Genomic DNA, 20531 nt, shown 5'->3' with positions numbered 1-20531 from the left:
AAATGCTTAGCAAGGGTATCAAACTATATGACTCGTCTGATTTTTCTGGAGGGTGGGGCGAATGAATCGCTTTGTTATTGCCGACCCGCATCTTTGTATCGGATGTAATACCTGTATGGCGGCCTGTTCTGAGACGCATAAACAGCAGGGATTACAAACACATCCGAGATTGAATGTGGTGAAAATCGGGGAACTGACCGCGCCGATGCTTTGTCGTCAGTGTGATGATGCTCCGTGTGCCCGTGTGTGTCCGGTGAATGCCATTACACACGAAAATGACATGATCGTGCTGAATGAAAGCCTGTGTATCGGCTGTAAACTGTGCGGTCTGGTCTGTCCGTTCGGGGCTATCACCCCGTCAGGCAGTAAACCTGTCGATATGCCGGATTTCTTTGAGCAGTATGTGCCGAAAGAGATGCTGCTGGATGTGCCGGACAGTCTGCCGACCATGAACCCGTTCCTGGCATGGAATGCCGGTATCCGTAATATCGCGGTGAAATGCGATTTGTGTGATTTCAGTGAAGAAGGACCGGCGTGTGTGAAAGTGTGCCCGACCGATGCCCTCCATCTCGTTGAAGAGAATCAGCTGGAAAACGAAAGTGCGAAACGTCGTACCGCGTCTGTCGATGCGATGCCGCCGGAGTTCGACATTTTCGTCTCAGGACAGGAGAGCAGAAAATGACATCTCTTGAATTACTCTTATGGTCCGTTGCCCTGTATACCGCCGGCGGTTTTATTTCGCTGCTGTTTAAACAGCAGGAAAAAATGGCAGTGTATGTTGCCGGGATCACGGCGATTGCCGGCGGGATCCTCGGTTTATTCAGCGCCGTTCCGGTGCTGATGAGCGGCGAAACACTGACGTTCTTCGCTCAGGGTCCTTTCCCGTTCGCCCATTTTGTCGTCCGTCTCGACAGCCTCGCCGCCTTTATGGTGATGGTGATTTCGCTGCTGGTGACCGTCAGCGCTCTGTATTCCCTGAACTATGTGCAGGAATATCTGGGACGCGGCGCGTGGAGCATGGGTTTCTTCCTGAACCTGTTTATCGCCTCTATGGTTGCCCTGGTGGTGATGGACAACGCCTTTTGGTTCATCATTCTGTTTGAAATGATGTCGCTGGCCTCCTGGTTCCTGGTGATCGCGGATCAGGATGACAAATCCATCCGCGCCGGTCTGCTCTACTTCTTTATTGCCCACGCCGGTTCTGTGCTGATTATGATCGCTTTCTTCCTGATGTGGCGCGAAAGCGGCAGTCTGGATTTCGATTCCTTCCGTCAGCTCTCACTGTCTCCGGCGATGGCCTCTGTGGTCTTCCTGCTGGGTTTCTTCGGCTTCGGTGCCAAAGCGGGTATGTTACCGCTGCACAGCTGGCTGCCGCAGGCTCACCCGGCTGCACCGTCTCACGCCTCCGCACTGATGTCCGGTGTGATGGTGAAAATCGGTATCTTCGGGATCATTAAAGTCGGTATCGACCTGCTGGGTGCAACCCAGGGCTGGTGGGGTATCGTGGTACTGGGCTTCGGCGCGGTCTCTTCCGTTCTCGGCGTTATGTATGCGCTGGCGGAGCACGATATCAAACGTCTGCTGGCGTGGCACACCGTGGAAAACATCGGGATTATCCTGATGGGTGTCGGTGTGGCAATGGTCGGCATGGCGAATGATATGCCGGTGCTGGCGACGATTGGCCTGCTCGGCGCGATTTATCACCTGCTCAACCATGCGGTGTTTAAAGGTCTTCTGTTCCTCGGTGCCGGTGCGGTGATTTACCGTATCCACACCCGTGATATGGAAAAAATGGGCGGCCTCGCCAAACTGATGCCGCTGACTGCAACCGCGTTCTTAATCGGTTGTATGGCGATTTCCGCGTTACCGCCGCTCAACGGCTTTGTCAGTGAGTGGTACACCTATCAGTCACTGTTCTCAATGAGCCATGACGGCACATTCATCATGAAAATCAGTGGTCCGATTGCAATTGTGATGCTGGCGATTACCGGTGCACTGGCGGCGATGTGTTTCGTGAAAGTGTACGGTGTCAGCTTCTGCGGCGGTCCGCGCAGTGAAGCCGCCACTCATGCCCGCGAAGTGCCGTGGACAATGACTGCCGCAATGCTGATTCTGGCCGTGGTGTGTGTGCTGCTGGGTGTCGGTGCAAGTGTGATTGCACCGGTTCTGGCGAAAGTAGCGATGACCCTGACCGCAGGCACTGATGTGACAGTGGCACAGGGCGCGATGCTGGTACCGGATTCCGCTGCTCAGGCCATGATTTCACCGGCCATGACATTCCTGTTACTGCTGGCACTGCCGCTGATCCCGTTCATCATCTATCTGGTCTTCAAAGGCAAACAGATGAACTTCCGCCGCAAAGGCGACGCCTGGGCGTGTGGTTATGCCTGGGAACGCGATATGTCCGTATCTGCCGGTGGCTTTACCCAGCCGCTGCGCTCAATGTTTGCGCCGCTGTACCGCATGCGCAAACAGCTTGATCCGTCAGCCCGTCTGGCTCACGCCTTAGACGTGACCAAAGCCGGGGCCGGAAAAGTCGAGCCATTCTGGGATGAACGCATTATTTATCCGCTGGTGCGCGGGATTAACCGTTTCGCCAAACGCATTCAGTGCCTTCAGGGCGGGGATTTCAGACTTTACTGTCTGTATGTCGTGGCCGCGCTGGTCGTTCTGCTTGTTGTGATTGCGGCGTAAGGAGAGAAACCATGTCGATTCAGGATACACCTACATTGATGACGGGGCTCTTCGCAGTGGTTCAGGCGATTTTCCTGCTGCTGCTGACGCCGCTGTTTACCGGCATCTCCCGTCAGATCCGCGCAAAAATGCACTCCCGTCAGGGGCCGGGCATTATGCAGGATTACCGTGACATTACCAAACTGCTGAAACGCCAGTCCGTGGCACCGCGTGATTCCGGGGTTATTTTCCGGGTGATGCCGTATGTGCTGCTCAGCAGCATGCTGCTGCTGGCGATGGCGCTGCCGGTTGTTACCACAACGTCACTGTTCAGCGGGGCAGGCGACCTCATCATCATTTTATATATTTTCGCGCTGTTCCGCTTTTTCTTCTCCCTGTCCGGTCTGGATACCGGCAGCCCGTTCGCCGGTATCGGTGCCAGCCGTGAGCTGACCCTCGGCGTGCTGGTGGAGCCGATTCTGTTCCTCGGCCTGCTGGTGGTTGCGCTGATTGCCGGTTCGACCAATATCGGCAGCATCAGTGCCGTAATGAGTCAGGGCTGGGTATCACCGACCGCCACTTTCCTGGCCATGCTGGCCTGTGGTTTCGCGACCTTTATCGAAATGGGCAAAATCCCGTTCGACGTCGCGGAAGCCGAGCAGGAACTGCAGGAAGGGCCGCTGACTGAGTACTCCGGTTCCGGTCTGGCGCTGGTGAAGTGGGGGATCGGTCTGAAACAGGTGGTTGTGGCAGTCCTGTTTCTCTCGATTTTCTTCCCGTTCGGCAGTGCATCCGTTCTGACCGCAGGCAGTCTGCTGCTGGCGCTGGGACTGATGCTGGTAAAACTGCTGGTGATTTTCGTTCTGGCATCGCTGGTCGAAAACAGTCTGGCCCGTGGTCGTTTTCTGCTGACGCATCATGTGACCTGGTTAGGATTCGGCGTGGCTGCGCTCGGATTCGTGTTCTATCTCACCGGTCTGTAAGGAGCGATAAAGCATGTTAGAAAATATTGCACTGGCGACCCTGCTGATTCCGTTTGCCGGGGCGTTGCTGGTCAGTGTCCTGCCGACGCGCATGGCCCCGTGGCTGAGTACCTTAGTCGCGCTGCTGGCCTCTCTCGGTACGGCGGCACTGGGCTGGCTGTATCTCGACGGCGGTAAGACCGCCACCACACTGGAACTGGTTCAGGCCGGTAATATCGCGCTGTTCGGCTTTACCGTTGACGGCGTGAGCACTCTGATTGCGTTTGCGGTGGTGTTCCTCGGCTTCCTGATTTGTCTGTACTCCACCGGCTACCTGACTGAAGGTAACCGCGAGCACGCACACGGGCCGACCCGCCGCTATTATGCTTTCCTGCTGATCTTTATCGGTGCGATGGCGGGCGTGGTGCTGTCATCCACGATTCTGGGACAGTTACTGTTCTTTGAAATCACCGGTGGCTGTTCATGGGCGCTGATTGGTTACTACCAGACAGAAAAAGCCCAGCGTTCCGCAATGAAAGCGCTGCTGATCACACACGTGGGTTCCCTCGGCCTGTTTATGGCGGCGGCAACCCTGTTTATCAGTACCGGTACGTTTGCCCTGAGCGCGATTAACCAGCTGAATGAGGCACAAAGCCTGATCGTCTTCGGCGGGATCCTGTTTGCGGCATGGGGTAAATCAGCCCAGCTGCCGTTACAGGCCTGGCTGCCGGACGCGATGGAAGCGCCGACACCGGTGAGTGCGTATCTGCACGCCGCGTCTATGGTGAAAGTGGGCGTTTATATCTTTGCCCGCAGCATCATGTCCTCTGACCATGTGCCGGAAATCATCGGCTGGGTCGGCGTGGTGATGGCCGTTATCACGCTGGTGTATGGTTTTATGATGTATCTGCCGCAGAAAGATATGAAACGTCTGCTGGCCTGGTCAACCATTACCCAGCTGGCGTATATCTTCCTCGCGTTATCGCTGTCCATCTTCGGATCCAAAGAAGCCTTTGACGGCGGTATCGCGTACATCTTTAACCACGCGTTTGCCAAGAGTCTGTTCTTCCTGGTGGCCGGTGCGCTCAGCTACAGTTGCGGGACCCGTATGCTGCCGCGTCTGCGTGGTCTGTCAAAACGCTATCCGCTGCTGGGTGTCGGTTTCTGTGTGGCTGCGCTGGCGATTGCCGGGGTGCCGCCGCTTAACGGCTTCTTCAGTAAATTCCCGATTTTCGCGGCCGGTTTCGCGTTATCTGAACAGTTCTGGATCTTCGCGCCAATCATGGTGCTGGTGCTGATTGAATCTGTTGCCAGCTTTGCCTGGCTGCTCTACTGGTTCGGCAAAGTTGTGCCGGGCGAGCCGAGCGAAGACGTGGCAAACGGAACTCCGGTTCCGGCAGCAATGCAGTGGGTTATCGGCCTGCTGATTGTGATGTCGTTCTGTTCAAGTGTTATCGCCGTCATCTGGCTCGGTTAAGGGAGAGAAAGTATGACTGGTTCCATTATTGTGAACAATCTGGCGGGGCTGATGATGATCACCTCGCTGCTGGTCATCGGGGCGAAGCGCCCGGTGGCTTCCTGCTGGTTCTATGCACTTCAGTCTCTGGTGCTGGTGGCGATTTTCGCCACGTTGTCACAGACACTGGATGCACCGCAGCTGGGCATGTGGGCGATCACCGCCTTCGCGACCAAAGTGGTGCTGGTGCCGCTGATTATGGGCTATGCCTTCCGCAAACTGTCTGATCCGACCGCCAACGGCGGCGTGATAAGCCCGGCCTGGCTGATGCTGGCTGCGGCGGTGATTGTGGTGCTGTGCTGGTTTGTGGTCGAACCGGTGAAACTGCCGATGGTGGCGGATCTGAAACCGGCACTGGCGGTTTCCCTGGGTCACTTTATGCTGGGCTTACTCTGCATCGTGACACAGCGCAACATCCTGAAACAGGCATTCGGTTATTGCCTGATGGAAAACGGATCGCACCTGACACTGGCTCTGCTGGCGTATAAAGCGCCGGAGCTGGTGGAAATCGGTATCGCGACGGACGCCATTTTCGCTGTGATTATCATGGCGGTGCTGGCACGTAAAATCTATCGCACGCTCAACACACTGAACGTGGATCAACTGACCGCGCTGAAGGGGTGATGAGATGAGTCAAACCATGTTGTTAACGTTATTAATGGCAACGCCGCTGGTGATTTCACTGCTGGCATTTGCCTGCCGCCTGGCAGGCGGCGGGGCGAAAGGTGTGGTCACCCTGGTGCATACCACCGGTATCTCCCTGATGCTCGTCTTCTCGCTGTGGATGGTGTACACCATCAGTGCGGAAGGTGATCTGCTGATGGCGAACCGCTGGATCCACCTGGACAGCCTGGCCGGGTTATTCCTGGCGATCCTCGGGATTGTCGGTTTCCTGACCGGTCTGTACTCCATCGGTTACATGAACCACGAAGTGAATGATGGTGAAGTGAGTGTGGCAACACTCTGTAACTATTACGGTTTCTTCCATCTGTTCCTGTTCACCATGCTGCTGGTGATCACCAGTAACAACCTGATCCTGATGTGGGCGGCAGTAGAAGCCACCACACTCAGTTCTGCGTTCCTGGTGGGTATCTACGGACAGCGCTCTTCCCTGGAAGCGGCGTGGAAATACATCATCATCTGTAGTGTGGGTGTGGCGTTCGGTCTGTTCGGCACCATCCTCGTGTATGCGAATGCGGCGAGTGTGATGCCGGATCCGGAACTGGCTATCTTCTGGACCGAAGTGCTGAAACATACCGCGCTGCTGGATCCGACCCTGATGCACCTGGCCTTTGTGTTTGTGCTGATTGGTTTCGGTACCAAAACCGGTCTGTTCCCGATGCACGCCTGGCTGCCGGATGCACACAGTGAGGCGCCGAGCCCGGTCTCCGCGCTGCTGTCCGCGGTTCTGCTGAACTGCGCACTGCTGATTATCATCCGTTACTACATCATTATCACCTCGGCTATCGGCGGGGAATTCACACAAACACTGCTGCTGGTCTTCGGCCTGCTCTCTGTGGCTGTGGCGGCATTCTTTATCCTGATCCAGCGTGATATGAAACGCCTGCTGGCGTACTCCAGTGTGGAAAACATGGGGCTGATCGCGGTGGCGCTGGGTATCGGCGGCCCGCTGGGTGTGCTGGCCGCACTGCTGCACACACTGAACCACAGCCTGGGTAAAACCCTGCTGTTCTGCGGTTCCGGTAACGTGTTACTGAAGTACGGCACCCGTGATATCACGGTGGTCAAAGGGATGCTGCGCACCATGCCGTTTACGGCAGTTGTCTTTGCGGGCGGCGCGCTGGCACTCGGTGGTATGCCGCCGTTTAACGTGTTCCTGAGTGAGTTTATGACGGTGGTTGCGGGTCTGGCGGCTGATCATTTCTGGCTGACGCTGCTGCTTTTGATCCTGCTCACTATCGTCCTCGGCGGGTTGGTTAGAATGGTATCGAAAACCCTGTTCGGCGCACAGCCTGACTGCGTGTCACGCGGCGAGGCAGGGATCCTGACGACATTGCCGATGGCCATCCTCATTGTACTGATGCTGGTGATGGGCACCCACATTCCGCAGCCGGTCAGCCGTCTGCTCGAAAATGCCGCCACTATTGTCCTGACGGACAGTGCATTACCAGGTACAGAATTAACCACCCCGGACTACCGCTGGCCGTGGGGTGTTGATACAACATCCACATCATCGCAGGAGAAATAAACGTGAGCTATCAGAATTACACAGATACCCTTCAGGGCGTTCGTAAAGGCGCGGGCTATCTGGCACAGGTCCGCGAGAAATTTCCCCATGCGGTGCTGGAAGAGGAGTGGCAGACTGCCAACCAACTGACCATCACCATCAAAACAGAAATGCTGCCGGAAGTGGTGGAGTTTCTGTACTACGGCTGCGGCGGCTGGCTGCCGGTGCTGTGGGGTAACGATGAGCGTCCGCTGAACGGGCAGTTCGCGGTTTACTATGCACTCTCTATGGAAGAGGGTGAAAAATGCTGGGTGACCGTGAAGGCGTATGTCAGCCCGATCACCCAGGAATTCCCGTCTGTCACACCGCGCGTGCCTGCTGCGGTGTGGGGCGAGCGTGAAATCCGCGATATGTACGGGCTGCGTCCGGTGGGTCTGCCGGATGAGCGCCGCCTGGTGCTGCCGGATGACTGGCCGGATGATCTCTATCCGCTGCGCAAAGACACCATGGATTACCGTCAGCGCCCGGCACCGACCACCGATACCGAAACTTACGAGTTTATCAACGACAGCAAAAAAGATGCGCGCGTTGTGCCAATCGGCCCGCTGCACATCACGTCTGATGAACCGGGTCACTTCCGTCTGTTTGTTGACGGGGAGCGGATTGTCGATGCGGACTACCGTATGTTCTACGTCCACCGCGGTATGGAAAAACTGGCGGAAACCCGTATGGGGTATAACGAAGTCACTTTCCTGTCTGACCGTGTGTGCGGCATCTGCGGCTTTACCCACAGCGTGGCGTACACCACATCCGTGGAAAACGCGCTGGGGATTTATGTGCCGCAGCGTGCGCACACTATCCGCAGCGTGCTGCTGGAAGTGGAGCGTCTGCACAGTCACCTGCTGAACATCGGTCTTGCCAGCCACTTCACCGGCTTTGATACCGGCTTTATGCAATTCTTCCGTGTGCGTGAAAAATCCATGACCATGGCTGAGCTGCTGACCGGTGCCCGTAAAACTTACGGTACCAACCTGATCGGCGGTGTGCGCCGTGATTTCCTCAAAGAGCAGCGGGTGAAAACCATTCAGCTGGTCCGCGAGATGCGTGCGGATGTCACTCAGCTGGTGGATATGCTGCTGAGCACGCCGAACATGGAACAGCGTACCGTCGGTGTCGGCCGTCTGGATCCGCAGGTTGCCCGTGATTACAGCCCGGTCGGGCCGATGATCCGCGCCAGCGGCTTCGCCCGTGACGTGCGTTTCGACCACCCGTTTGCCGATTACGGTAACCTGCCGAAAACCCTGTTTACCATGGACGGCTGTGATGTTTACTCCCGTGTGATGGTGCGTGTCAAAGAAGTACTGGATTCACTGTCCATGATCGAATACGCGCTGGATAACATGCCGGAAGGGCCGATTCTGACCGAAGGCTTTACCTATCAGCCGCACAAATTTGCGCTGGGTTACACCGAAGCACCGCGCGGGGAAGATATCCACTGGAGCATGCTGGGTGATAACCAGAAACTGTTCCGCTGGCGCTGCCGCGCGGCCACTTACGCCAACTGGCCGGTGCTGCGCTACATGCTGCAGGGCAATACCGTTTCCGATGCGCCGCTGATTATCGGCAGCCTTGACCCTTGCTACTCCTGTACTGACCGTGTGACGCTGGTGGATGTGAAAAAACGCAAAGCGAAAACTGTGGCGTACAAAGAGATCGAGCAGTACAGCCTCGATCGCAAACATTCACCGTTGAAATAAGCCGGAGGGAATACCATGTTCAAACTGTTTAAAACCCTCCGCAATGCGGGGACAGCAACAATCAAATACCCGTTCAAACCACTGGAAGTGGCGCACGGGTTCCGTGGTAAGCCGGAATATGTGCCGGAACAGTGCATCGCCTGCGGTGCCTGTATTTCTGCCTGTCCGGCAAACGCCCTGACGATGGAAACTGACCTGGAAAGTGGTGAGCGCCGCTGGCAGTTATTCCTCGGCCGCTGCATTTATTGTGCACGCTGCGAGGAAGTCTGCCCGACCAGAGCTATCCATCTGACCGAAGAGTTTGAAACGGCGGTGATGAACAAGGCGGATCTCTATATGAAAGGGACATTCCGCTTACAGCACTGCCGCCAGTGCGGGGAAGCCTTCGCACCGAAAAAATCCGTGGAATATGCTATGGCGCTGATGGTGGCGTCAGGTGTTGAAGAGAGCGGAATTGAAGCATTGCGGCCGATGTATGAAACCTGTCCGTCCTGTAAGCAGAAAAATAACCTGCTGAACAATGACCGTCAGAACTTCCGTCTGCATATTGAGGGAGAAAAATCATGAGTTTGCCTGAAATCCCGGTGAACCATCATGTCAGCGAACCGCTGAAGATGGATGAGCAGGTGGCGAAACTGAAAAGCACGCTGCTGAAAGATATCAAACGTTCAGCGTATGTTTACCGTGTGGACTGCGGCGGTTGTAACGGCTGTGAGATTGAGATTTTCTCCGCGATTACCCCGGTCTTTGATGCCGAACGTTTCGGGATCAAAGTGGTGGCTTCGCCGCGTCATGCGGATATTCTGCTGTTTACCGGTGCGGTGACCCGCGCTATGCGGATGCCGGCACTGCGGGCGTATGAATCCGCGCCGGATCCGAAAATCTGTATCTCTTACGGTGCCTGCGGCTGCGGCGGCGGTATCTTCCATGACCTGTACTGTGTCTGGGGCGGCAGTGAGCACATCGTGCCGATTGATGTCTGGATCCCGGGCTGCCCGCCGACACCGGCAGCAACCATCTACGGTTTTGCGGTGGCTCTGGGTCTGCTGAACCAGAAACTGAAAGGTCAGGATCATGTCGAGGAAGACAATGAGCGCGTTCAACTGCTGCTGCCGTCCATTCCGCTGGCAACCCGCGTGATGATTGAGCGTGAGGCACGCCGCCAGGCCGGGTATTATCAGGGGCGCGAAATCAGTGACCGCTTCCTGACACTGCTGGAAAATGCCACACCGGATCAGGTGAAAGGCACAATGCAGACCTGGATGGATGAAGAGCAGGATCCGCGTCTGCGCGAAATTGTGAACCGTCTGGTGACCGTATTACAACAAGGAGGCATTCATGCCTGAACAGACACCCGATCATGCAGGTACTGACGGAAAAGTGATCTTCTGGTCGCTGAGACAGAAATTTGTCGACAGTGATACTGATGTTCCGGAAGAAGCTCAGCAGGTGATGTACTACTCGCTGGCAATCGGCCACCACGTTGGTATGATCGATTGTCTGAATACGGAGCTCATCTGCCCGCTCAGCGGTTATCAGTCCTGGGTGAATGCGCTTCCCGAAGGGGAGGCGCGCCGCAAATTGCAGGGGCTTATCACCTTCGGTGAAATCAATATCGACTCCACGCATACCAACATGCTGGCACTGGCACTGGATCCGCTGACGAAGGATAAAAATCCGGACTTCCGCGAATGGAGTGCCACGCTTATCCGCCTGCTGGGGGAAATTGAGCGTGAACCGGCAATTTACCTGATAGTGAAGCGCCGCCCATGAGTGAAACCACGGCAAAAAATGTGATGCTGGCGGTCGGTAACAGCATGATGGGGGATGATGCGGCGGGACCGATGCTGTCTGATCTGATGGAAGCGAACCCGGTTGACGGCTGGATTGCCGTTAACGGCGGCAGTGCACCGGAGAATGTGGCGCACCAGGTGCGGGCACTGAAACCGGAACGTCTGCTGATTGTGGATGCGGCGGATATCGGCCTGAATCCCGGAGAGATCCGCATTATTGACCCGGATGATATCGCTGACATGTTTATCATGAGCACGCATAATCTGCCGCTCAACTTTCTTATCGATCAGCTGAAAGAAGATATCCCGGAGGTGATTTTCCTGGGTATTCAGCCGGATCTGGTCGGGTTTTATATGCCGGTCAATGAGAAAGTCACCCGTGCTGTACAGCAGGTTTATGACGCGCTGCCGGGCTGGGAAGGATTGGGCGGATTTACGTTATTTGAAGGTGAGGAAGAAGACGAGTGAGTCAGTTTCTCTGATTATCACAGGAACCGCCGCAGAAATCCGGCGGTTTTTTTATGGATATGCGGATTTAAGGCCGGTATTTGATATCCGGCCGGTGCATTTTTTCTTATGGTCTGAGTTTTCTTTCTGAGAGTAAAAATACCATGAAAAAAATCGCTGTTATTATCCCGTTTGTCTTACTGCTGTCTGCCTGTGCCACCAAACAATACCCGCAGGCCGCAGCGGTATCCGGTGAGGAATCTGCCTTAATGAACTGTCATGATATTAAAACGGAAATTGCCAAAACCCGCAGCATTCAGCAGGAAATTGAAAAAACCGGGCAGTTTGACGGCAAAACGGTGCTGGGATTTCTGGGAGATTTCGGTATCGGTAACGGGATTGCCAAAGATGATGCCAGGGCAAAAGCCACTGTCCGCCTGAGTCAGCTGACGGCGTTACAGGAAAAAAACTGCCGCTGAAATAAAAAAATACCGCAATCAGTGCGGTATTTTTACATGATTGCCGTTGTGCGGCTCAGCAGCATTTCGGGCCGCCTTTGCTGCCGTAACGGGCATCCTGACGATCGCGGAAAAACTCTTCATAGGTCATCGGTGTCTGATCAGGATGGGTGTTTTTCATGTGTTGCACATAGTTATCGTAATCCGGCACACCAATCATCATTTTGGCGGTCTGACCGAGATAACGTCCTGCTTTTGCGAGAGTATCAAACATAATTATGACCCTGAACCTGTTGCGTACGGAGGAGCGGCAGTTGCCTGCCGCTCCTTATTTCACCAGTATATCAGATTTTAGTGAGCGGATTTGCTGTTTGCCACTAAATCAAGATAATTTTCCGGCATTGGCTCGTACGGTGTTTCGTTGTCCGTCGGTTTGTCGGATTTCAGAGCTTTCAGCGCGGTCTTCAGTGAGAAGACAGCCAGCACCACCACAACAACCATAAAGAACAGTGTCAGACCGGCATCGAGACGGTTGTTAAACACCAGCTGTGACAGCTGCGACGCGCTGTACTGCGACGGGATGTTACCGCTGTCAATCATTGCCTGGAATTTATTCGCTACCGCCAGGAAACCGACACGGGCATCTTCGCTGAACACTTTTTCCCAGCCTGCGGTCATGGTACAGATTAACAGCCATGCCATCGGCACCAGCGCCACCCAGGCGTAAGCCTGGCGTTTCATCTTGAACAGCACCACTGCACACAGCATCAGTGCCATACCGGCCAGCATCTGGTTGGCGATACCGAACAGCGGCCACAGGGTGTTAATACCACCGAGCGGATCCACCACGCCCTGATGCAGGAAGTAACCCCACGCCAGCACACACAGCGCGGTGGCGATCAGGTTGGCAGGCAGGGAATCGGTCCGTTTCAGTGCAGGGGAAATCACACCCAGTAAATCCTGTAACATAAAGCGGGCGGAGCGCGTACCGGCATCCACGGCCGTCAGGATAAACAGGGCTTCAAACAGGATAGCGAAGTGATACCAGAAGGAGACATCCATCAGGCCGCCGAGCGCCCCGTGCAGAATATAGGCCATACCGACGGCGAGTGTCGGTGCGCCCCCCGCGCGGGAGATAATGCTCTGTTCGCCCACTTCATTGGCGATATTGGTTAAGGTTTCCGGGGTTATCTGGAAGCCCCAGCTGCTGACCACACTGGCGGCAGAGGCGACCACATCAGTGGTACCGGCCGGTGCCAGCATTGCCATCGGACTGTTCATGGCGAAGTACACACCCGGGTCGATCACACAGGCGGCAACCAGTGCCATAATCGCCACAAAGGACTCCATCAGCATGCCGCCGTAACCGATAAAGCAGGCCTGGTTTTCGTTAGCCAGCATTTTCGGTGTGGTGCCGGAGGCAATCAGGGCGTGGAAGCCGGAGACCGCACCACAGGCAATAGTAATAAACAGGAACGGGAACAGATCCCCCGCCCAGACCGGGCCGGTGCCGTCGACAAATTTAGTCAGTGCCGGCATTTCCAGCATCGGGCGCATAATCAGGATACCGATCGCCAGACCGACGATTGTCCCGATTTTCAGGAAAGTCGACAGATAATCACGCGGTGCCAGCAGTAACCAGACCGGCAGAACCGCCGCGACAAAGCCGTAACCGACCAGCATCCAGGTCAGCTGCACGCCGTCATAATCAAAATACGGTGCCCAGGTCGGGCTTTCGGCTACCCAGCCGCCGGAGATAATGGCGAACACCAGGAAAATCAGACCGATAACAGAGACCTCCCCGACACGTCCCGGGCGGATGTAGCGTGTGTAAATCCCCATAAAGAAGGCGAGCGGGATGGTAAAGGCAACGGTGTAGGTTCCCCACGGGCTGTGGGTCAGGGCTTTCACCACGATCATGGCGAGAACGGCGAGGATAATCACCATAATCATAAAACAGGCGATCAGCGCGATAACACCGGCGACATTCCCCATCTCCTCTTTGACCAGTTCCCCGAGGGAGCGGCCGTTGCGGCGGGTGGAGACAAACAGCACCATAAAGTCCTGTACTGCCCCGGCTAACACCACACCGGCGAGCAGCCAGAGCATGCCCGGCAGATAACCCATCTGTGCCGCAAGTACCGGGCCGACCAGCGGGCCTGCACCGGCGATAGCGGCAAAGTGGTGGCCGAACAGCACTTTTTTGTCTGTCGGTACATAATCAAGCCCGTCATTATTTTTAAAGGCGGGGGTCATGCGGGTTGCATCGACTTTCAGCACTTTTTCAGCGATATACAGTCCGTAATAGCGGTATGCCACCAGATAAATACAGACGGCGGCAACGACTATCCAGAGCGCGTTGATCTGTTCGCCTCTGTTCAGTGCGATATACCCGAGGGCAAAGGCACCGACAATTGCGAGCAGCACGCCGGCAAGTTGTTTGAACGCTTTCATAGATTTCACCTGTCCGAATGAGTAAAGAGGAGTAGTTTCAGTTTGTTATTATCCAATTGTACGGGAGAGGAATAACACTTATTTGACTTAGTTCCCAGCAGTAACCTGCGGATAAGATGGATTTATTTCATTATTGTTAGGTTAATCACTGTTAGCGGAATGTAGCGTGATTGTGGTTTCAGGGAGATGATAAGTTCACAAAGAAAATACACAGATAAAAAAGGGTTATTCATAAAATGAATAACCCTGTGATACCCGATAATGGTCAGGTTAATTTCCGTCAGGCAGCCGGGGGGTTACCGAAAGGGAGTGTTCCGGAAAAAAGAAACGATCAGTTTCACGGATTGGTACTGCCCGGCTGAGGGTCATTTCACTGATAGTTTCCCTGAGTTTATTAAACTCAACGGCCCCTGAATTTCCACCGTAAAATTTATCACACAGAAAAGTGTTAAATATATTTTCTGCAATATGATTATAAATATCCGCTCTTATTGCGGTTCTTTCACCGGCCAGTGCAGCGTTATACTGACGGTTTGACTCAGCCAGCTCTTTTTGCAGGTTTTGCCGTGCTTCAATATTTACCTGATGATCCGGTGATTTTCTTATTATATTCTGCATTTTTGCTGACATTATATCCGCTGTTTCATCAGGAACGGCATTTTCTATCTCAAGCGTATTGATACCTTTCGCTAGTGATTGGTTATTGAGCAGCGCCTGAATAATTGACGATTGCGCACAACCGGCATTCAGTTCCGTTTTACTGAAGTACATATCTTTGATCTCATTAAACAGGTTTTCTTTTTCAGCCTTACCGATTTTTACATGGTTTTCTCTGCATGTCTGATCAATAGTCCGGTTAATAAAGGCTGAAACAAAGGTTGTTTTCTCCTGTGCCCGCCATTCTTTTATTCCGCTATTAATACTTTCTTCAGCGCATGAAATAAAACCGGAATCGGTAATAATATCCGGCTTTTTCAGTGGTATACTGAATTTACAGATATCGGAAAGTAAATTTTTACTGAATTCACGGGTGTCTGTCACGAACACTTTTTTATTCAGTCTGAATTCCATTGTGGTATTTTGTATATAATTTATCCTTTCCGCCATCCGGTCAAACTGAAGCGGATTTATGGTTCTTCCGTCGATTTTTGGCAGGGGTATATTAACAAAGGCCTGATTTCCCGGAATGTCACTGATTCTCATAAAATATCCTTTTTATATGGTTAATTAATTATGTCTGATTTTATGATTTTATCTTTAAAAAAAGACATATTGATTATTTATGTAATCGTTACATGAATTATAATCCTAGATAATGGATTAAAAATAAAAGTATTACTTTTCTGATGTGGGATTATAGGTCTGTTATTATTTTTGTTAGCCAGGAAAAAATATGCCGGATTTATTATCTTTTCACCGCACAGCCATGATGCTGTTGCGCCATATCGGGCTGGATGCCCCGCAACCCGCCACTGATCAGCATACATTTATGTTAACAATTGACAGCCGGTATTCATTATCGCTGGCCGTCATTGATGAGACTGACTGGTATCTGTCAGCAAATGCCGGGGAATTACCACACATTAACCAAAATAATGAATTACTGCAGAAAGTCCTGAAGCTGAATACGTTAACACAGCTTTCCGGGCAACCGGTGATTTCCCTGAATGAGAAAAATGAGTGGGTGATCTGGAGTCGTCTGTCACTGAATGGTACAGAAGATAGCCATATTATTGAATTATTTGAATATATTTTAAAGTCAGCGGATTACCTGCTGGATCTTCACTAATCACAGAGGGAGTTACTATGGGACCAATACAGGGACATCAGGCGATTCAGACCCTGAACAATGATATTTACGGTTCAGCGGGCAGTAACAGCTCATCATCGTATGTCAGTTCATCCGGGATTAAATCCGTTTTATTAAATGCATGGAATGCCGTTAAATCCGCTGTTTCCGGTATGTTGTCATCATTTGGTCTGCATCTCAGCGGACAGCAGGGCAGTGATAAACCGGACAGAGAAATTGTGATGGATATGTCTTCACGGCCGGCGCAGCCGTTACCGGTTGATATTCAGTTTGATAATGATATTTATGAGAGCAGTGGCGGGAATGTTTATGATTCGGTTTCATCACCGGGACAGGGTTCACTGAGTTCGTCATTATCGGCATTTGAATCAGAGAATCTGTATGAGGAAATCGGTACCGGTCAGATACACACTCTGCCTGAGATTCCGCCGCCGGTAAATCTTTCGACCCATCCGTCATTATCTGCATCGGAGTCAGAGCATCTGTATGAGGAAATCGGTGCTGGTCAGATACACACTCTGCCTGAGACTCCGCCGCCGGTGAATCTTTCAACCCATCCGTCATTATCGCGGTTACCCGGCCCTGATGACGATATTTAGGCAGAGCCGCGTGACAGTCTGAAAACAGTCAATGAGGCGCAATCAGAGGCAATATAGCTGATAAGTACATCGATGGATGATAATTATGCTGTTCCGTAGGATGTTATGAGTGCGGGCAGTACACCGGAGAATGATCCGCGGGGAGACAGTGACTATGATACTCCGTGGAAATTGCAGCCGGATCAGCAATTACAGCCAGGATTCGTGAAAGACTGAACACACTGTAACGTCACAGGTCAGTCTGCCCGTAAAACCCGGGCGGACTGACTGTTTATTCTCTTCAGACCGCTTTTCTGCGGGTCAGCAGTGTCACCAGACGTTTGCCGAATACCGTCAGAATCAGGCCCGCCATAATAAAGCCGAGACCGGCGAACTGCATCATGGTGATGGTTTCCCCCAGCAGCAGCGCACTGCTGGCAATCCCGGCAAACGGCACCAGCAAAGCAAACGGCGTGACACGCCAGGTTTCGTAGCGGCCCAGCAGACGGCTCCATAAGGTATATCCCACAAACGTGGAGAGATAAGCGAGATACATAATCGCGCCCACGGTCAGCAGGCTGATATGGGAAATACTGCTGACAATCGCGTCCGCACCTTCCATCCACAGCGACATCAGGATAAACGGAATAATCGGTACCAGCGCACTCCAGGCCACCAGTGACATCCCGTTACAGTCCGGTGTCTCTTTCATAATGATACGGTTGCAGATATTACCGCAGGCCCAGGAGAAGCCCCCGGCCAGGGTCATCATCAGTGCCATCAGCGGAATGTCGGTCAGACTGCCGCTGTCCCCGCCTTTCGCCAGCACGGTTAAACCGACCACAGCGACAATAATGCCGATTACCTGGCTCATTTTCAGCGACTCTTTCAGAATCAGGCCACCCAGAACAATAGTGAAAAAGACCTGGGACTGCAATACCACAGAGGCGATCCCGGCCGGCATCCCGGCTTTGACCGCACTGAACAGAAAGGCAAACTGGCCGAAGCAGATGGTCAGGCCGTAAATAACCAGGCGGCTCAGGGCGATTTTCGGGCGCGGAATAAAGAAGACGGCAGGCAGGGCCACAAACAGAAAACGCAGTGCCCCGAGAAACAGCGGCGGAATGCCGGTGACCCCCACTTTGATCACCACGAAGTTCACCCCCCAGATCACGGCGACCAGCAGGGCGATTAAAATATCATTAATTTTCATATCAGGTTTTTATCTCTCTTTTATTATTTTGATAATACGCGGAGCCACGCGCAGTATCAGACAGGAAGCGCCGTGAAAAATTAAGTCATTGTTAGTGTCATTGTAAAACAGCACCGGGGAACCGATATCAACAGTCAGCGGGAAATTATTCGTAAACTGTTATGAAATACGGGAAAAACCGGCGGTGCGGATGATTGATCACCATCATATTGTACTTCTTTAACACAGTTATAATTCATCATGCAATTGTAAAATTGTTCTGAAGGGACGTGTCTGCGTCAGTGTCGCTGTCTGACACCGGGCAGAACCGTTCGACATTTTTGACGATCCCGTCGGTGCCATCGCCTGTCATGGTCATAACAAAAAAATTAAAACAAAATATATTCAGTAAGTTAAAAGGATTTTATTTCAGCTTTAAAATTGGCATAAACCCTGCATGACTGGTGGTGATAAGGCGGTATTTATCCGCTAAGAGAAGATATAGGAGCAATGTTGATGGAAAAAGTCATCACCGTCTGCCCGTATTGCGCCTCAGGCTGTAAAATTAACCTGAAGGTGGAGAACGGGAAGATCATTGGCGCGGAGGGCGCGAATGGTCACACCAATGAAGGAGAGCTCTGCCTGAAAGGGTATTATGGCTGGGACTTCATTCATGACACCAAGATTTTAACCCCCCGCTTAAAGACCCCCATGATCCGCCGTCAGCGTGGTGGCAAACTGGAACCGGTCTCCTGGGAAGAGGCGATTGAGTTTGCCAGTTCCCGCCTGTTGGCTATCAAAGAGAAGTACGGCCCGAAAGCGATTATGACTACCGGTTCATCCCGTGGTCCGGGTAACGAAGCCAACTTCGTGATGCAAAAATTTGTTCGTGCAGCAGTCGGCAGTAACAATATTGACTGCTGCGCACGTGTCTGACACGGCCCTTCGGTTGCAGGTCTGCAGCGTTCGGTCGGTAACGGCGCAATGAGTAACTCAATCGTCGAGATTGAGGATACCAAATGTATTTTTATCTTCGGTTACAATGCCGCAGATTCACATCCTATCGTCGCCCGTCGTATTGTTAAGGCGAAAGAGAAGGGTGCACAAATTATTGTCTGTGACCCGCGCTATATTGAATCAGCGCGTCTTGCTGACATTCATTTGGCACTGAAAAACGGTTCAAACATTGCGCTTATCAATGCGTTAGCGCATGTGATTATTGCGGAAAACCTGCACGATAAAGCCTTCATTGACGGCCATACCGAGCAGTTTGAGGAATACCGCAAGCTGGTTGAGCCGTACACACCGGAGTCCGTGGAAGCGATCACCGGTCTGAAAGCTGAGGATATCCGCAAAACGGCCCGTATGTATGCGAAAGCTGAAAATGCGGTCATTCTGTGGGGTATGGGTGTGACGCAGTTCTATCAGGGTGTGGAAACTGTCCGCGCACTGACCAGTCTGGCGTTACTGACCGGCAACCTGGGTAAACCGCATGTCGGTGTCGGCCCGGTCCGTGGTCAGAACAACGTTCAGGGTGCCTGTGATATGGGCGCACTGCCGAACACACTGCCGGGCTATCAGTATGTGGAAGACAAAGCCGCACTGGAGAAATTTGCCAAATTCTGGGGCATCGAAAAAATGCCTGCCGAAAACGGTATTCCGCTGAGTGAGGTTCCGCACTTTATCGACGAAGGCGTACTGAAGGCGCACTACGTGATGGGTGAGGATCCGCTTCAGACTGAACCGGATCTGGCCACTATCCGCCGCACCTTCGATAAACTGGAGCTGCTGATTGTCCAGGATATCTTTATGACCAAAACCGCGTCGATTGCTGACGTGATTTTCCCTGCCACCTCCTGGGGGGAACATGAAGGTGTGTATACCGCAGCGGATCGCGGGTTCCAGCGCTTCTATAAAGCGGTTGAGCCGGTCGGCGATGTGAAACCGGACTGGGAAATTATCAGTCTGATGTCCACTGCCATGGGTTATCCGATGCATTACAACAACACCAAAGAGATCTGGGATGAGTTACGTGAACTCTGCCCTATCTACTATGGTGCGACCTACGAAAAAATGGCGGACCTGGCTTATATCCAGTGGCCGTGCCGCGATGTGGCGGACAGCGATCAGGGTACAGAATACCTGTACGACGGCGGTATCTTTGATACTCCGAACGGCAAAGGTCAGTTCTATACCTGTGAATGGCGTGCGCCGATCGACCAGGTCAGTGATGACTACCCGATGGTGCTGGCCACCGTCCGTGAAGTGGGGCACTACTCCTGCCGCTCCATGACCGGTAACTGTAAAGCACTGGCGGCACTGGCGGATGAGCCGGGCTATATCCAGATCAATACCGCAGATGCTGCTGCACTGGGGATTAAAGATCAGGAACTGGTCTGGGTGGCATCCCGTCAGGGTAAAGTTATCACCCGCGCGAATGTCAGTGAGCGTCCTAACAAAGGGGCGGTTTACATGACCTATCAGTGGTGGATTGGTGCGTGTAACGAGCTGGTGGCGGAAAACCTCAGCCCGATTACAAAAACACCGGAGTATAAATACTGTGCTGTCCGCGTCGAACCGATTGCGGATCAGAAACAGGCTGAGCATTATGTTGTTCAGGAATATACCGGTATTAAGCGCCGTCTGCGTGAAGCAGCGGAAGGGTGTTAATCCGTTCGTCTTAATATGATAAAAAACCGGCGC

19 protein-coding genes are annotated in these 20531 nt (G+C 53.1%); 15 read left to right on the top strand and 4 right to left on the bottom strand.

Going from position 1 to position 20531, the window contains the following annotated elements; translation table 11 throughout:
* Positions 1-61: 61 nt before the first annotated feature.
* The 12 genes from HMPREF3119_RS10960 to HMPREF3119_RS10905 all read left to right on the top strand — a co-directional run bounded on the left by HMPREF3119_RS10960 (position 62) and on the right by HMPREF3119_RS10905 (position 11815).
* Positions 62-682 carry a 4Fe-4S dicluster domain-containing protein gene (locus HMPREF3119_RS10960; protein WP_004234994.1) on the top strand — a complete coding sequence of 207 codons (621 nt, stop codon included), beginning with the start codon at positions 62-64 and terminating at the stop codon, positions 680-682.
* Positions 679-2694 carry a hydrogenase 4 subunit B gene (hyfB, locus tag HMPREF3119_RS10955; protein ID WP_004234996.1) on the top strand — a complete coding sequence of 672 codons (2016 nt, stop codon included), beginning with the start codon at positions 679-681 and terminating at the stop codon, positions 2692-2694. Before HMPREF3119_RS10960 ends, hyfB begins: the two co-directional genes overlap by 4 nt.
* 11 nt (positions 2695-2705) lie before the next feature.
* Complete coding sequence (locus HMPREF3119_RS10950; protein ID WP_070579698.1) at positions 2706-3656, top strand: respiratory chain complex I subunit 1 family protein; 951 nt, start codon at positions 2706-2708, stop codon at positions 3654-3656.
* A gap of 13 nt (positions 3657-3669) precedes the next feature.
* The gene (locus HMPREF3119_RS10945) at positions 3670-5112 is read left to right on the top strand and encodes a hydrogenase 4 subunit D (protein WP_004235000.1); all 1443 of its coding nucleotides are present in this window, start codon (positions 3670-3672) and stop codon (positions 5110-5112) included.
* 12 nt (positions 5113-5124) lie between these two features.
* The gene (hyfE, locus tag HMPREF3119_RS10940) at positions 5125-5775 is read left to right on the top strand and encodes a hydrogenase 4 membrane subunit (protein ID WP_004235001.1); all 651 of its coding nucleotides are present in this window, start codon (positions 5125-5127) and stop codon (positions 5773-5775) included.
* A gap of 4 nt (positions 5776-5779) precedes the next feature.
* Complete coding sequence (locus HMPREF3119_RS10935) at positions 5780-7360, top strand: hydrogenase 4 subunit F (protein WP_032098530.1); 1581 nt, start codon at positions 5780-5782, stop codon at positions 7358-7360.
* A gap of 2 nt (positions 7361-7362) precedes the next feature.
* Positions 7363-9096: a hydrogenase large subunit gene (locus tag HMPREF3119_RS10930; protein ID WP_004240592.1), complete on the top strand. Its 1734-nt coding sequence runs from the start codon at positions 7363-7365 to the stop codon at positions 9094-9096.
* 15 nt (positions 9097-9111) lie between these two features.
* Entirely contained in the window at positions 9112-9663 is a 552-nt protein-coding gene (gene hyfH, locus HMPREF3119_RS10925; RefSeq protein WP_004235005.1) for a hydrogenase 4 subunit H, read from the top strand.
* Positions 9660-10442 carry an NADH-quinone oxidoreductase subunit B family protein gene (locus tag HMPREF3119_RS10920; RefSeq protein ID WP_049242697.1) on the top strand — a complete coding sequence of 261 codons (783 nt, stop codon included), beginning with the start codon at positions 9660-9662 and terminating at the stop codon, positions 10440-10442. Before hyfH ends, HMPREF3119_RS10920 begins: the two co-directional genes overlap by 4 nt.
* Positions 10435-10869: a formate hydrogenlyase maturation HycH family protein gene (locus HMPREF3119_RS10915; RefSeq protein WP_004235007.1), complete on the top strand. Its 435-nt coding sequence runs from the start codon at positions 10435-10437 to the stop codon at positions 10867-10869. The genes HMPREF3119_RS10920 and HMPREF3119_RS10915 overlap by 8 nt, the downstream gene beginning before the upstream one ends.
* On the top strand, positions 10866-11357 hold the full coding sequence (gene hycI / locus HMPREF3119_RS10910) for a hydrogenase maturation peptidase HycI (protein WP_004235008.1): 492 nt from the start codon (positions 10866-10868) through the stop codon (positions 11355-11357). The genes HMPREF3119_RS10915 and hycI overlap by 4 nt, the downstream gene beginning before the upstream one ends.
* 143 nt (positions 11358-11500) lie before the next feature.
* Positions 11501-11815, top strand: coding sequence for a hypothetical protein (locus tag HMPREF3119_RS10905; RefSeq protein ID WP_004235010.1), 315 nt, complete (start codon positions 11501-11503; stop codon positions 11813-11815).
* Between the two features lie 55 nt (positions 11816-11870).
* On the opposite strand, the gene HMPREF3119_RS10900 is transcribed toward HMPREF3119_RS10905, so the two are convergent.
* The 3 genes from HMPREF3119_RS10900 to HMPREF3119_RS10890 all read right to left on the bottom strand — a co-directional run bounded on the left by HMPREF3119_RS10900 (position 11871) and on the right by HMPREF3119_RS10890 (position 15319).
* Positions 11871-12068: a YbdD/YjiX family protein gene (locus HMPREF3119_RS10900; RefSeq protein WP_004235011.1), complete on the bottom strand. Its 198-nt coding sequence runs from the start codon at positions 12066-12068 to the stop codon at positions 11871-11873.
* Positions 12069-12145: 77 nt separating this feature from the next.
* A complete protein-coding gene (cstA, locus tag HMPREF3119_RS10895) occupies positions 12146-14248 on the bottom strand; it encodes a pyruvate/proton symporter CstA (RefSeq protein ID WP_004235012.1) in 2103 nt (700 codons plus the stop codon).
* A gap of 270 nt (positions 14249-14518) precedes the next feature.
* On the bottom strand, positions 14519-15319 hold the full coding sequence (locus HMPREF3119_RS10890; RefSeq protein WP_168162287.1) for a type III secrection system effector, WxxxE family: 801 nt from the start codon (positions 15317-15319) through the stop codon (positions 14519-14521).
* Between the two features lie 322 nt (positions 15320-15641).
* Here HMPREF3119_RS10890 and HMPREF3119_RS10885 point away from each other — a divergent pair, with 322 nt between their 5' ends.
* Positions 15642-16037: a type III secretion system chaperone gene (locus HMPREF3119_RS10885; RefSeq protein ID WP_070579692.1), complete on the top strand. Its 396-nt coding sequence runs from the start codon at positions 15642-15644 to the stop codon at positions 16035-16037.
* A 17-nt stretch (positions 16038-16054) separates the two neighbouring features.
* The gene (locus tag HMPREF3119_RS10880) at positions 16055-16657 is read left to right on the top strand and encodes a hypothetical protein (RefSeq protein ID WP_070579689.1); all 603 of its coding nucleotides are present in this window, start codon (positions 16055-16057) and stop codon (positions 16655-16657) included.
* Positions 16658-16937: 280 nt separating this feature from the next.
* Here the strand turns inward: HMPREF3119_RS10880 and HMPREF3119_RS10875 are convergent, their stop codons facing one another.
* Positions 16938-17849 carry an EamA family transporter gene (locus HMPREF3119_RS10875; RefSeq protein ID WP_070579687.1) on the bottom strand — a complete coding sequence of 304 codons (912 nt, stop codon included), beginning with the start codon at positions 17847-17849 and terminating at the stop codon, positions 16938-16940.
* A 495-nt stretch (positions 17850-18344) separates the two neighbouring features.
* Here HMPREF3119_RS10875 and fdhF point away from each other — a divergent pair, with 495 nt between their 5' ends.
* Positions 18345-20498 (top strand): formate dehydrogenase subunit alpha, encoded by a 2154-nt coding sequence (gene fdhF / locus HMPREF3119_RS10865; RefSeq protein ID WP_079549326.1) that lies wholly within the window; start codon positions 18345-18347, stop codon positions 20496-20498.
* Positions 20499-20531 lie beyond the last annotated feature (33 nt).

This window comes from Morganella sp. HMSC11D09 (assembly GCF_001807955.1).
GTDB classification, from domain to species: domain Bacteria; phylum Pseudomonadota; class Gammaproteobacteria; order Enterobacterales; family Enterobacteriaceae; genus Morganella; species Morganella morganii.
The sequence above is the reverse complement of the archived record's forward strand: the minus strand, read 5'-3'. Positions and strand labels throughout refer to the sequence as shown.